Raw genomic sequence first — 14,658 nt, 5'->3', positions numbered from 1 at the left:
AGGTAATGAAATGTTATATTGTCTGGAATTGTGTTACTAATATTATAATCACTAAAGGAATTGATGAATGTAGAAGTATTGCAGTATTAGACATAAGGATTAATAAATATAATGGGAAGGTGATTAGATGCAGAATAATAATAATGGTAACAAAAAGAATAATAAAAATAAGAATTCTTTTACTGTAGCAATTACTTATTTTTTAATAGCTTTTGCGTTTTTAATGGCGTTTAATTATGCAAAAGATACAGCTACAACGAAAGAAATTAACTATAATGAGTTCTTAACTTTATTAGATAATAAGGAAATTTCAAAGGTAGTTATAACTAGTGAAAACTTATTAATAACACCAAGTGAGGATAATGAAGAATATAAAGGAAAGACCTTATATACAGCAAATGTAAATGATGAAACATTAATAACTAAGCTTAATGCAGCCGGAGTTGATTTTACAGGTAAAAATCCTAAAGAATCACCAATGATGAATATTCTACTTACATGGATATTGCCTATGGTGCTTATATTCTTTATGTGGAGATTTTTGTTCTCTAAGATGGGCGGAGGCGGAGGCGGTGTCATGGGCATCGGCAAAAACAACGCTAAGGTTTATATGGAAAGTGAAATAAAAGTTACTTTTGATGATGTAGCAGGTCAGGAAGAAGCTAAAGAATCTTTAAAAGAAGTAATAGATTTCTTAAATGCGCCAGCCAAATATACTGAAATTGGAGCTAAATTACCTAAAGGTGTTTTACTTGTAGGACCTCCAGGAACAGGGAAAACCCTTATTGCAAAAGCAGTTGCAGGAGAAGCAAGAGTTCCATTTTTCTCACTTTCAGGTTCAAGTTTTGTTGAAATGTTCGTTGGAGTTGGAGCATCAAGAGTAAGAGAGTTATTCAAAGATGCAGTAGCTAAAGCTCCATGTATCATTTTTATAGATGAAATTGATGCAATTGGTAAGAGCAGAGATAATCAGATGCAAAGTAACGATGAAAGAGAACAAACTCTAAATCAATTGCTTTCTGAAATGGATGGATTTGATTCATCTAAAGGTGTAGTTTTACTTGGAGCTACAAATAGACCAGAAATACTTGATAAGGCGCTTTTAAGGCCAGGTAGATTTGATAGAAGAGTTATAGTTGATAGACCAGACTTTAAAGGAAGAGAAGCTATACTTCATGTTCATGCAAAGAGTGTAATGCTAGGGCCAGATGTAGATTTAGCTGAAATAGCTAAGAGTACCCCTGGAGCTGTAGGAGCTGATCTTGCGAATATCATAAATGAAGGTGCTTTGAGAGCTGTAAGAAGAAGAAGAAAAACAGTTCTTCAAGAGGATTTAAGAGAAGCTGTTGAGGTTATAATTGCAGGTAAAGAAAAGAAAGATAGAATTTTATCACCTAAGGAAAGAGAAGTTGTTGCATTCCATGAAGTTGGGCATGCACTTGTTGCAGCGATGCTTAAAGGAGCGGATCCTGTACATAAAATAACAATAGTACCTAGAACTATGGGAGCATTAGGCTATACTATGCAATTACCAGAAGAAGAAAAGTATTTAACATCAAAAGAAGAATTAATAAATCAAATTACTGTAATGCTTGGTGGTAGATCTGCTGAAGAGGAAGTATTTGATTTAGTTTCTACAGGAGCATCAAATGATATAGAGAGAGCCACTCAGCAGGCTAGAAGCATGGTTTCGATTTATGGAATGAGTGATAGATTTGATATGATGGCTTTAGAATCAGTACAGAATAGATATCTGGATGGTAGAGCTGTCAGAAACTGTAGTGAAGAGACTTCGACTATTTTGGATGAAGAAACACTAAGGATAATAAGGCTTGCACATGAAAATGCTAGACAAATTCTTCGAGATAATAGAGATTTACTAGATAAAATTTCAGAAGTACTTTTAGAGAAAGAAACAATATTTGGAGAAGAATTCTTCGATTTAGTTTATGAAAAATATCCTGAAAAGAAGGAAGAAAAAGAAAAAGAAAAATCAGAGAATGAAAAAAGAGTGAAAGAGTTAGCAGAAAGAAGAGCTAAAAAGCACTCTTTAGATATTGTTATAGATGATAAGCCTGAAAGGTCAGAAAGAGATTCTCAAGACGCATTTAAATCAGAATTAATAATAAATGATCAAACTTCTGTTATTATGGAAAGTGAAGCTAAAGCAGAGGGTGCGGCTGAAAATATGACTGATGATAGACCTATATCTAAAGAAGATGGATCTGATAAGAAAGATTCTGAAAGTAATAATATTTAAGCAGACCAATATAGTATATATGCGCAACAATAAGTTTATATAGAAATCTAGCAAGTTAAGTAACTAACTAGTATTAAGGTGTAGAAACTCAATTGTAATATATATTAAAAATAGCTAACTATAAAAAATGTAAATATAGCATTTAATGCACAATGGAGGAATAAAACCAAAAAGAGTTTTTAGCCATACATTGTGCATTTTATAGTTTATAATGTATAATTAACAATACAAAATTGATGGAACTTGTGTAAAAATATTGCTATAAGTATATAATAATATTTCACAGGAAGAAATAAAAAAATAGTTATTGATGGTTAATTATTTTATATGATCTTGTAATGTGATAAATTAACTATCTAGTGATCTAAGGGGGTCGTAATATTGAGTAAACAAGTAGATTTTATAAGAGAAGAAGAAAAGCTAAATGAAATCTTAGAGATTTTAAATAAAGAGATTTTAAAGTATCTAGAAAAAAGAAAGAATGTTACAAACTATATTCTTGAAGCTAGAAAGAAATACGTTGAAGAATATAAAGATGATGAAGACCAAATTATAGATTATTTTGATCATGAAAATTATGTTAAAGAAGAAGCTTATAGGACAATTGATAAAAGGCTTATGGAATTTACAAAGCTTAAAGAGATACCTTATTTCGGAAAGGTTTCCTTTAAAGAAGGAGAAGACATTCCAGAAGAAATTTATGTAGGTAGATATGGATTAACACTAGAAAATAGTTTTGAACCACTAATTGTTGATTGGAGAGCACCAATTGCATCACTTTTTTATAAGGGGACTCTTGGCAGAGCTAGTTATAATCCACCTTCAGGAGAAATAGAAGCAGATATATTATCAAGAAAACAACTTGTAATTAAGAAAGGTCAGTTAAAAGGAGTATTCGACTCAGCTATAGATGTTAAAGATGAAATACTACAAATGGTTCTAACAGACAATTCATCGGATAAATTGAAAGATATAGTAATGACTATTCAGAAGGAACAAGATGAAATTATAAGAGAAGATAGAAATAAAATAGTTGTTGTAAATGGAGTTGCTGGTTCTGGAAAGACAACTATTGCGCTTCATAGAATATCTTATTTACTATACAATTTTAGAAAGCAATTTGGAGATAAAGTATTAATTTTTGGACCTAATGATATTTTTATGGATTATATAGCTCAAGTATTGCCTTCACTTGGAGAAAGCAATATTAAGCAAACAACTTTTGAAGGTTTTGCGAAAAAAGAAATTCATTTGAAATATGAAAATATAAAGAGCTTCGGCAGCTATATTGAAGATGTCATGAATGGAAATGATGACGCCTTAGAAGAATATAGATATAAGAGTTCTAAGAAGTTTGTTGATTTATTGAATTCTAATTTAGAAATTTTAAATAAAGAATATTTTAAGATACAAGCAATTAAATTTAAGGAAGAAGAGATCGTCACAATTCAAGAAATAGAGGAGCTATTTACAAATTATTATAAGGATATGCCTTTATTTAGAAGAAGTGAGAAAATAAAAAGAATACTAATATCTAAAATAAAAGATAAGAGAGATGAAGAATTTTATAAAATAAATACTGAGTTTAAAGAAAAGATTGGCAGTTTATCAGAAAAAGAACGTGAAATGGAAAGAAGTAATCTAGAATATTTAAGAAGAATTAAAATAAGAAATCTTATAAAAGCAGTTATGAAATCTCGTGATGAATTAGCTGCCTGGATTAAGCATGAACCAGTAATAGATATTTATAAGAAAATCATTAATTTAGAGAGTGATAAAGAGTACATCAATGATTTAGATAATCTATATAATGAAGCTTTAAGCGAAAATAAAGGGAAACTAAGTTATATGGATTTATCTGGCATACTTTATTTAATGATTAAATTAAAAGGAATAAAAGTAGAAAATGAGATAAAACATATTGTAATTGATGAAGCACAAGATTATAGTTTTATCCAATTTGAAATAATTAAAGAAATAACGGGTTGTAAGAGTTATACAATTGTTGGTGATTCAAATCAGAGATTGATTACAACTAGTGAAGAGCCTGCAATGCTTAATCTCGAGGAAGTATTTAAAGATCTTAATGTAGAAATTACAAAGTATGAGTTAAATAAGAGTTATAGATCTACTCAAGAAATAATGGAATACTCAAATAAGTTCTTAGATAAATATAAAATTGTTCCTTTAGTTAGAAAAGGAGAAGCTGTCATTGAAGAAGAGGTTTCCGACGATGAGGAATTTGTTGATACAATAATATCATTAATTGAAGATTATGAAGAAGAAGGATATGAGAATATTGCGGTAATTTTCAAAGATAAAAATGAATTAAGTAAATTATCTCATATTATTAAAGAAAAGATTAATATACAAAGTTTGGATAATGATGATATTCTATACAAGGGCGGAAAAATACTCATACCAGCTTATTTAGCAAAAGGCTTAGAATTTGATGGGGTTATAATAGTAGAAAATGAGAGAATTGAATCACTAGTTAAGTATATAATGTGTACTAGAGCATTACACAGATTATCTGTAGTTAAGTATATAATGTAATAAATTAAATAGCAAATTTTAAATAACGAATAAGTAGCACTAATAATATGATTTGCATAGTAGTGCTACTTATATTTATTATGTGAATAATTTTTCATAAAGTATGCAAAGTGAAAAATTATAATATAAATTTAATAAGAATAAAATTTCATAACTTTAAAATTATAGAAATATATAGAAATATTAAATAAAATTCTTTTGGAATTTTAAAATAGGTTAAATAAAGCTTGAAATAAGCTTGTACGACTTATAATAATAATATATACAACTATTTCTAATACATAAAATATATATTTAAATATATAATAACTAGTGAAGGTAAATTTAATTTTAATGAATAATAATTAAAATTTTTTATCATATTACTATTGAGTAAATATGAAAAAGTGTGTATAATTATGCTATCGTTATTAGAGAAAATTTTTGGAGGTATTAATAAATGAAAGTTGGTATAGTGAAAAAATTAGTTGCTATTGCAGCAGCATCAGCTATTGCAATAGGTATGGTAGGCTGTGGAAGCAGTACTGGAAACAAAGAAAATACAAGTAGTAATGCTTCAGCATTACAGGCAATAAAATCAAAAGGTAAACTTGTAATTGGAACAAGTGCAGATTATCCACCATATGAATTCCATAAAGAAGTAGACGGAAAAGATCAAATAGTTGGATTTGATATTGAAATGGCAAAAGAAATTGCAAAAGATTTAGGAGTAGAACTTGAAATAAAAGACATGGCTTTTGATGGATTGCTAGTAGCACTTCAATCAGATAAAATAGATATGGTATTTGCAGGTATGACTCCAACAGATGAAAGAAAACAGAATGCAGATTTCTCAGACATATATTATACTGCAACACATAGATTTGTACTTAGATCAGGTGATGAAGCTGGAATAACTAAAATGGAAGATTTAAAAGGAAAGAAAATTGGAGTACAAAAAGGTTCTATACAAGAAGGTATAGCAAAGGATAACTTCGATGCAGCAAATATTAAATCATTGGACAAAGTTACTGATTTAATATTAGATTTAAAAAATAATAAAGTTGATGCTGTTTTAGCTGAACAACCAGTTGCTCAAATAAATGTTGCCAAGAATGAAGGCATAGCAATTGCAGATAAATTAGAAGTTAAAGATCCAGACGGCGGATCTGCTATAGCTATGAAAAAAGGTTCAACTGAATTAGCAGACCAAGTTAATAAGACAATAAAGAGATTAAAAGATGAAGATAAGATAAAGCAGTTTGTGTTAGATGCAAATAAACTAGTAGATTAGTATTATTGACACTAAGAAATACGATAGAAAATAACGAGTTAGAGATGTAGTGTATATTTTGTTATTGACAAGGTGAATTTAAAGAATGTGATTTACTCCTCTATGAGAATTAGTTAAAATCTTAGAAGTTATATTGCAATAATTTAAAATCACTTTGTATCCCTTGTGGGTATAAGTTTAACTGAAATCAGGTGATAAGGAAATCTTCACTTGAAAAGTTTTACCTTGTATTAAGTAATGAAAGTTTTTAGCATATAGAAACTATGAGGTAATACATACCGGTATAGTGGAATGCAAATATACTTACATCATAGCTTGTTATTTTTTTGAGTATTAGATATTTAAAATTACTTTAGTATTGGAAATTAACAACAGTTGAAAATTATCAAATAATGTCTTATAATTAAAAATTAGTGATTATTTTATTATATGTGTATTATTAAGTGAAACTTGATTCAGATAGGGGTTAGTCCTTAGCTGAATCTTAGTTGAACTTATGTAGGGTCTTGTCACTGTTATCTCTCGCTTGAGCAGAGAACCTAAATCAATGATTTTGTGTGAATCGCTTACTCATATGACTCTAGGAAAAGGCGTTTCATATATTGTGAGAGTGTTACAGTGGCTAGATATCAGATAAAGAACTAGGAGGGAAAAAATTGAATTTTACATTTTTAGGAAAATACTCTGAATATTATTTAAAAGGTGCGGAAATTACTATTGTATTAGCGTTTTTTGCAGTGCTATGCGGTACGGTTTTAGGCCTTGCATTAACTCTTTTAAGGCGTTCGAAATTTAAGCCGATAAGTTATATAGCAACAGCTTATGTAGAATTTGTAAGAGGTACTCCACTTCTAGTTCAAATCTATATAATCTATATAGGATTACCTAAGCTTATAGGAATAGATATGCCTGATATGATTGTTGGATCAGTAGCTTTAGCATTAAATTCAGCAGCATATATATCTGAAATAATAAGAGCTGGAATCGAAGCAGTGGACAAAGGTCAAATGGAAGCAGCTAGAAGTTTAGGAATGAATCAAGGGTTAGCAATGGTGCATGTTATAATACCACAGGCATTTAAGAATATATTGCCTGCTCTTGGAAATGAATTTATTTCTGTAATAAAAGAATCATCAATGGTTTCTGTTATAGGTGTTGCAGAACTTATGTACAATGCAAGTATTGTAAGAGGAAATACGGCTTTAGGTTTAGAACCAATAATTGTAGCAGCAGTAGTTTACTTTATTTTAACTTTCACTTTGACAAGATGTTTAGGTTATGTTGAAAGGAGGATGAAGGCAAGTGATATACGTTAAAAATTTACATAAAAGCTTCGGGAAAAATGAGGTGTTAAAAGGAATAGATGAACACATCAGCAAGGGAGAAGTTGTAGTTGTAATTGGACCTTCTGGTTCAGGAAAAAGTACATTCTTAAGATGTCTTAATTTATTAGAAACTCCTACATCTGGACAAATTACTTTTGAAGATAAAGATATAACATCAAAAGCAACTAATATAGATAAAATGAGAGAAAAGATGGGAATGGTATTCCAACAATTCAATTTATTTCCACATAAAACAGTATGTGAAAATATATGTTTAGCTCCTATGAAAGTAAAAGGAATCTCCAAAGAAGAAGCTAAGGATATAGCAGAAAACTTATTGAAAAAGGTTGGATTGATAGATAAAATAAATGCGTACCCATCATCATTATCAGGTGGACAAAAGCAAAGAATTGCAATAGCTAGAGCTCTAGCTATGCAGCCAGATGTTATGTTATTTGACGAACCAACATCTGCTTTAGATCCTGAAATGGTTGGAGAAGTTCTAAATGTTATGAAGGATCTTGCAAAGGAAGGTATGACAATGGTAGTTGTTACACATGAAATGGGATTTGCAAGAGAAGTTGGAGATAGAATATTATTTATGGATGAAGGAAAAATATTAGAATCTGGAACTCCAGAAGAAGTATTTAAAAATCCTAAAAACCCACGTACAATAGACTTTTTATCAAAAGTTTTATAATTAACAATATAAAAAGGCGTTCGCCAAATAATAACTAATAAAAATAGTTATTATGGTGAACGCCTAAAATTTTAATCTATACTTTTTAGTATGCTCCAACTGTTAGTTGAACAAGTTAAAAGTAGTATGAAGGAGCAGAAAAGTTATGTGGTGTAATCCTAGTTGAAAGCCACATGCCAAGTGAAATTACTATAAACATAATATGGAGAGCTAATACAATTAATGGTGCGGCTAAATTAACTCCGCCTTTTTTACGTAATTTATTTATATATTGAGTATTGCTGAGATTTTGTATATTGATAATATTCATTTTGAAGCTTTTAATCTTACGTTCGCAATTGTTAAGATAAATAAAATTTGCATATAAAGTTACTATAATTCTTATGAGCAGTATCAAAAATAAGTGTATTCCTTTTGGAAAAATCGCTGAAGATATTAAGGTTAAGAGTATCAAAGCGGCTCCTGGAACATAAAGTTTTCTGTATAATAACCAATAGTAACCGAAGAAAAAACATGGCCAGTTCCAAGATAAAAATTTATGTTTATCGTTATATTTGTTGAGGTGCTTAATATAGAAACCGCTATTATTACCAATAAAGATAGCTAGTTCGTCTTGAGAAATATTGTTGCTTTTGTTGTAAGGAATAGAATATATATTTTTAAATTTGTTTGTATTCTGATTATTACCATAGTCATTTCTATTATAATAAACTTTGTTTTGATTAGAATTATTATTAAAATTAGAATTATTGTCAAAATCATGTACTTGATTATTAGGATTAATTCCGTTATTTAAGTTATTTCCAATAGTATCTATATTAGTTTTTTCAGTATTTCTAATCGTAGTACCGAAATGAGAACAAATAGGATTTATGCATACATCATTTATCCCGAGTTCTTCTTCACAATGTGGACATTTCAAAATTATATCCTCCTTTTAATAGCACTTAATATTAAAAGGATATCACAAATTTATCCAATTAACAATGAGAAGGACAGCAAATAGGATAAGGCAAAAAGGAATAATAAATTGAAAAAATTTAGGTGGGGTTTCAGCTTTATTTATACTTATAATTTTAAGGATAAAAATATGTATTAAATGGGATGCAGCGATATAGAAAAAATACAGCCGTTATTTCAAACTAGAAGTTTATTGGTTTGAAATAACGGCTGTATTTCTATGTGTAGTGTTTGTCTATAGTAATGACACAGTTATAAGAAGCATGATGTTTCTTTACTCCTTCAGATATTATATTTATCAGTTCAGTATCGGTTATAGAAAGTTTTTTGGATGGTTCAATAACAACGTCAAAAATTAAGTTCTTAATATCACCTTTACCTACTACTCTAAAATCGTGTATTGATTCTATATAATCATATTTTTTAATTATAGATAAAATTTCATCATAAGCTTCTTTTACCTCACCTTCAATAACGCAAATAGGATCGATGTGAATAACTAAGTAAATTTTAAGCGCTTTTGAAATCTCTCTTTCAGCTTTATCAATCACTTCGTGAATATCTACAACATTGATATTTCCAGGAATTTCGGCATGAATGGATGCCATACATTTACCAGGACCATAGTTATGAACTATTAAATCATGTGAGCCGAGGATGTTATCATAAGATAATACCATTTCACTAATAGACCTAACAAGTTCAGGGTCAGGTGCTTCTCCTAAAAGAGGATTTATAGTATCTTTAACTAAATTAAAACCAGCATAAACAATGAATAAGGCAACAAACATTCCTATATATCCATCTACAGGAAAAGAAGTGAATTTTGAAGCTAAAAATGAAATAGCAACACAAGTAGTGGTAAATACATCACCCAGAGCATCTGTAGAAGCAGCTTTTAGAGCAGAGGAGTTAATCTTTTCACCAATAAATTTATTAAATTTAGAAAGCCAAATCTTAAAAAATATTGACACTATAAGCAGAATAAATGAAACTAACTCGAAAGCAACTGGTGATGGATTAACTATTCTTTCAAATGAAGATTTTATAAATTGCAGACCAACTAACATTACCATGAAGGCAACGATAAGCGCTGAAAGATATTCTATTCGTCCATGACCAAAGGGATGTTCTCTATCTGCTGGTTTAGTGGAAAGCTTAAAGCCTAAAATAGTAATTAAAGAGGATGCTGCATCAGAAAGATTATTAAAAGCATCAGCCATAATTGCTATACTCGAAACTATAACTCCAACAGAGAGTTTTATTATAAATAAGATAATATTTACTACAATACCTATGATACCCCCAAGCACACCGTAAGAATTCCTAACATTATCATCTTTAATGTTAGAATTGTCTTTAATAAATTTATTAACCATAAGTTCAAAAAGCATAAGATACACTCCAATCATAAAAAATTACCAATGGACATTACATCTATTATATTAAATATTCTTAGTTAAGCAAGTATTTTTTCAAGAAATTGAGCAATGGAACACTAATAAGTATACATTTTATAATTTAAATATATTCTAAGTTTATAGTAGCACTTTACTGTGTTATAATTTATATAGAAAATATTCGAGGGGGCAATTTTTATGAAGGATATTATATTTACTGGTGCAGCAGTTGCAATTGTTACACCTTTTACGGAAGATGGAATTAATTTCTCTGAATTAAAAAAATTGATTGATTTTAATATAGAGAATGGTACAGATGCAATTGTAATTGCAGGAACTACAGGTGAATCTTCAACTATGACTGATGAAGAACACAGAGAAGTCATTAGATTTACAGTTGAATATGCAAATAAAAGAGTGCCAGTTATTGCAGGTACAGGATCTAATGATACAGTTTATGCAGTTCAATTATCACAGTATGCTGAAAGTGTTGGTGCAGATGCACTTTTATTGGTAACACCATATTATAATAAAACTACGCAAACTGGATTAATAAAACATTACAATTATATTGCGGATAGAGTTAATATCCCAATAATTCTATATAATGTACCATCAAGAACAGGGGTTAACATAACACCTGAAACATATGCAGAATTAGCTAAACATCCGCGTATAGTTGCGACAAAGGAAGCTAGTGGAGATCTTTCAGCTATTGCAAAGATAAAGGCTATATGTAAGGATGAACTTAATATATATTCTGGAAATGATGATCAAATAGTTCCGATCTTATCACTTGGGGGAAAAGGTGTTATTTCGGTCTTTTCAAATATTATGCCAAAAGAGGCTCATGAAATTTGCAGTTCATACTTTGAGGGGAAAGTAGAAGAAAGCTGTAACCTTCAAACAAAATATTTAGATCTTATTAATGCGTTATTTATAGAAGTAAATCCGATTCCAGTGAAGACAGCTTTAGGGCTTATGGGATATAATGTAGGACCGCTTAGAATGCCGTTATTCCCTATGGAAGGTAAGAATCTAGAAAAACTACGCGAAGAACTTGCTAAAAATAATCTTATATAAGCTTTATTGTATATTTTAAGTATAGATAAACAATATATAATTTAGACTTATATGTAGAATGATTATACATTAAATTGATATATTTTAATAAGGACGCTTGGATGTTATAAATTCGAGCGTTCTTTTTTATTGTTTGGAAAATTATAATGAAGTTAAATTTATGGAAGAGGTACTTCTTGTGGGAATAATTTATATAATAGGACGTTCAAGTAGGGTGAAAAGAATAGAAATAATAAAAAAATATATATTCGTCTGTTATATTTTACTCATATGTGTTCGAGAGGGCAGATGAGTAAAAAAATCTCCGGCTCCATAATCACATTCAATTTTGTCGTGTCAACATACTTGATGTATTAGATCTAGAATAAAATTTAGATCTATTTTACTTTTGGAATAAAATGATTTTTAGAAAAATATAAAAAATTTTAGAGAAATTATGTAACTATTCATTTTAAAACATATATTCCATATAGAAGATTAATTTAAATGGGAGAGTGTTAAAAATGAAGGAAAGAAAATTTGTTAAATTAAGAGTTGATATGTATGATGATACTAAATCTAAAATAATAGATACAATGGATGAAAGGGATATTATTCAATACATTTGGATTAGACTTATTGCTTTAGCTGGGAAGGTGAATTTAGAAGGAGAATTATTTTTATCTAGAAATATTCCATACACAATGGAAACCCTTGCTATAGAATTTAATAGAGATATTATACAAGTAGAATTAGCTATGAAAGTTTTAATGGATTTAGAAATGATTGAGTTTACAGAAGACAAAATCTATAAAGTAAAAAACTTTGCTAAACACCAAAATATTAAAATAAATAAGAATAATCAAATTAAAGAGAATATAGTAGAAGAAAAGAATTCTGATGTAGAGGGAGAGAAACTTGGAGAAAATCTAGTAGGTGATGATTTAAAGAATAATAATTATAAAAGTATTGGTGAAATGATTAAGAAAAATACTACTGAAGTTGAAAATACTGTGATTTCTAAAGAAGAAGTAAATAAGAACAGTAATGATAATAATATTAATAGTTGTAATCAATGTAGGGAAAATTCTGCTAGCATAGATTCTGAGTTTGGAGTTAAAAGTAATACGCATAATAAAAGCAGCATAAACAGTAGTAATGCCATAAGAGTTGATAAAATCAGAAATAGTGAAACTACAAATATTAGCATAGATATTATCAATAATAAAAATGACAATGAAAACATAGAATCTATAAACAATACTAATAATATAGATATGATTCCTAGTGATGCCAATTATAACAACGATAATACTAATAACGGCTTGGAAATTAAAAAGCATGCTTATGAAGATAATTTACAGTCAAGCATTCCAATATCCTTGCAAAAGAAGAATAGTAAGAGTAGAAAAAAATCCAATAATAAAAACGGGATTAACGAGATAAATTTAAATGACGATGATGAAGAAATTGTTGAACTTTGTTCAGGAGATGTGCCGCTAGGAAAAGATGAAAAAGTAGTCATGGCATTTACTATGTAGCTATTATCTAATATGAAATTTTCTAGAGAATCACATATATAAAATATGCATTATTTTCTAAAAAGGTATATAATATTAAAAGTGAATTTAATATTGTTTAATGTTTTACGAGAAAAATTTAATTTATGTAGGGAGAGATAATAACTATATGAATAATGCGCAAGAATTATTAGATTTTATAAATAAGGGTAAGACTGCTTTTCAAAGTACTTATGAAATTAAAAATATTTTAGATAAGCAAGGCTATACAGAAATTAAAGAAGAAGATAAATGGGAGTTGAAAAAAGGTGGAAAACACTATATTATAAAAAATAACTCTGCATTAATTGCCTTTGAAATAGGAAATGGTGATATTGAAAAAGATGGGTTCAGATTAATAGGAGCACATACTGATTCACCTGGATTTAGAATAAAGCCAAATCCAGAAATGAAAGTTGAAGGGCATTATGTTAAATTAAATACTGAAGTATATGGAGGTCCAATACTAAGTACTTGGTTTGATAGACCTTTAAGCATAGCAGGAAGAGTAACTTTAAAGGGAGAAAATCCATTCAATCCAAGAGTTGAATTATTAGATGTAAACAAGCCAATTTTAATTATTCCTAACTTAGCAATACATATGAATAGAAGCGTGAATGAGGGATATGAATATAATAAGCAAAAAGATACTTTACCAATGCTTACATTAGTTGAAGATAAGCTAGAAAAGGATAATTATTTAATTAACTTAATAGCAGACACTTTAAAGGTAGACTCTAACGATATATTAGATTTCGATTTGTTTTTATATGAGTATGCAGAAGGTATGCTAATTGGATTAAATGATGAATTTATATCATGTGGAAGACTAGATGACTTATGGATGGTATTTGCAGGATTAAAAGCTTTAATAAGCAGCGATGAAATTAAAGCAACTAAAGTGTTAGTGGCGTTAGACAATGAGGAAATAGGAAGCTTAACATCTCAAGGCGCAAATTCATCAATTTTAGAAAATATTTTAGAGAGAATAACTTTAGGTCTTGAAAAAGATAGAGAAAGTTTCAAGAGAGCATTAAGCAATTCAATAATGATTTCAGCAGACTTAGCTCATGCAATACATCCGAACTATGTTGAAAAATGTGATCCTACTAATAAACCAATGTTAGGAATGGGTCCTGTTCTTAAAATTGCAGCAGGGGGAAGTTATTCAACTGATAGTTATGCAAGTGCTGTCTTCAAAGGAATCTGTGAAAAAGCTGAAGTTCCATGCCAGGTATTTGTAAATAGATCAGATTTAAGAGGGGGAACAACCATTGGACCTATTACTGCATCAAAATTAAATATACCAGTAATAGATATGGGCGCACCACTACTAAGTATGCATTCAATAAGAGAATTAGCAACTGTAAAAGATAATGAATATACTATTAAAGCATTTACGGAGTTTTTCAAATAATAAATCATATTAGTAATTAATAAGTAAAGATACTTAAGTACCTATTAAAGTAAAGATTTTTCAAGGACCTGTTAATTTTAAAACATTAACTGTTATTTAATATATGTTAATAAATAGCCAATTCAAAGTTGTCCATATGATAACTT

10 protein-coding genes are annotated in these 14,658 nt (G+C 29.1%); 8 read left to right on the top strand and 2 right to left on the bottom strand.

All coding sequences use genetic code 11. From position 1 onward, the window contains the following. The first annotated feature begins 127 nt into the window (after positions 1–127). The 5 genes from ftsH (at position 128) to T483_RS0101105 (ending at position 8,114) form a co-directional block, all read left to right on the top strand. The gene (ftsH, locus tag T483_RS0101125) at positions 128–2,260 is read left to right on the top strand and encodes an ATP-dependent zinc metalloprotease FtsH (protein ID WP_026885155.1); all 2,133 of its coding nucleotides are present in this window, start codon (positions 128–130) and stop codon (positions 2,258–2,260) included. A 381-nt stretch (positions 2,261–2,641) separates the two neighbouring features. Further along, on the top strand, positions 2,642–4,816 hold the full coding sequence (gene helD / locus T483_RS0101120; protein WP_026885154.1) for an RNA polymerase recycling motor HelD: 2,175 nt from the start codon (positions 2,642–2,644) through the stop codon (positions 4,814–4,816). A 439-nt stretch (positions 4,817–5,255) separates the two neighbouring features. Continuing rightward, positions 5,256–6,089 carry an ABC transporter substrate-binding protein gene (locus T483_RS0101115; RefSeq protein WP_026885153.1) on the top strand — a complete coding sequence of 278 codons (834 nt, stop codon included), beginning with the start codon at positions 5,256–5,258 and terminating at the stop codon, positions 6,087–6,089. Between the two features lie 656 nt (positions 6,090–6,745). Then, positions 6,746–7,405 carry an amino acid ABC transporter permease gene (locus T483_RS0101110; protein WP_026885152.1) on the top strand — a complete coding sequence of 220 codons (660 nt, stop codon included), beginning with the start codon at positions 6,746–6,748 and terminating at the stop codon, positions 7,403–7,405. Continuing rightward, complete coding sequence (locus tag T483_RS0101105; RefSeq protein WP_026885151.1) at positions 7,392–8,114, top strand: amino acid ABC transporter ATP-binding protein; 723 nt, start codon at positions 7,392–7,394, stop codon at positions 8,112–8,114. The genes T483_RS0101110 and T483_RS0101105 overlap by 14 nt, the downstream gene beginning before the upstream one ends. Positions 8,115–8,229: 115 nt before the next feature. Here T483_RS0101105 and T483_RS0101100 read toward each other — a convergent pair whose 3' ends face one another. Both T483_RS0101100 and T483_RS0101095 read right to left on the bottom strand, forming a co-directional pair. Further along, positions 8,230–9,036, bottom strand: coding sequence for a DUF2628 domain-containing protein (locus T483_RS0101100; RefSeq protein WP_026885150.1), 807 nt, complete (start codon positions 9,034–9,036; stop codon positions 8,230–8,232). A 256-nt stretch (positions 9,037–9,292) separates the two neighbouring features. Next, positions 9,293–10,468 (bottom strand): cation diffusion facilitator family transporter, encoded by a 1,176-nt coding sequence (locus tag T483_RS0101095; RefSeq protein ID WP_026885149.1) that lies wholly within the window; start codon positions 10,466–10,468, stop codon positions 9,293–9,295. A 204-nt stretch (positions 10,469–10,672) separates the two neighbouring features. On the opposite strand from T483_RS0101095, the gene dapA reads away from it, so the two are divergent. From dapA to T483_RS0101080, 3 genes are all read left to right on the top strand, one after another. Continuing rightward, complete coding sequence (gene dapA / locus T483_RS0101090; RefSeq protein ID WP_026885148.1) at positions 10,673–11,557, top strand: 4-hydroxy-tetrahydrodipicolinate synthase; 885 nt, start codon at positions 10,673–10,675, stop codon at positions 11,555–11,557. A gap of 503 nt (positions 11,558–12,060) precedes the next feature. After that, positions 12,061–13,077 carry a phage replisome organizer N-terminal domain-containing protein gene (locus tag T483_RS0101085; protein ID WP_026885147.1) on the top strand — a complete coding sequence of 339 codons (1,017 nt, stop codon included), beginning with the start codon at positions 12,061–12,063 and terminating at the stop codon, positions 13,075–13,077. A 148-nt stretch (positions 13,078–13,225) separates the two neighbouring features. Then, positions 13,226–14,512 carry a M18 family aminopeptidase gene (locus tag T483_RS0101080; RefSeq protein ID WP_026885146.1) on the top strand — a complete coding sequence of 429 codons (1,287 nt, stop codon included), beginning with the start codon at positions 13,226–13,228 and terminating at the stop codon, positions 14,510–14,512. Positions 14,513–14,658 lie beyond the last annotated feature (146 nt).

Source organism: Clostridium beijerinckii HUN142, assembly GCF_000621745.1.
Taxonomy (GTDB): Bacteria; Bacillota; Clostridia; order Clostridiales; family Clostridiaceae; genus Clostridium; species Clostridium beijerinckii_A.
Note: the sequence above shows the minus strand (reverse complement) of the source record. Positions and strands in the feature narration are given on the sequence as shown.

Excerpts from the sequence above, each read along its gene's own strand:
- ftsH (WP_026885155.1), top strand. The coding sequence starts at position 128 with ATGCAGAATAATAATAATGGTAACAAAAAGAATAATAAAAATAAGAAT.
- T483_RS0101115 (WP_026885153.1), top strand. The coding sequence starts at position 5,256 with ATGAAAGTTGGTATAGTGAAAAAATTAGTTGCTATTGCAGCAGCATCA.
- T483_RS0101095 (WP_026885149.1), bottom strand. The coding sequence starts at position 10,468 with ATGCTTTTTGAACTTATGGTTAATAAATTTATTAAAGACAATTCTAAC.
- dapA (WP_026885148.1), top strand. The coding sequence starts at position 10,673 with ATGAAGGATATTATATTTACTGGTGCAGCAGTTGCAATTGTTACACCT.
- T483_RS0101085 (WP_026885147.1), top strand. The coding sequence starts at position 12,061 with ATGAAGGAAAGAAAATTTGTTAAATTAAGAGTTGATATGTATGATGAT.
- T483_RS0101080 (WP_026885146.1), top strand. The coding sequence starts at position 13,226 with ATGAATAATGCGCAAGAATTATTAGATTTTATAAATAAGGGTAAGACT.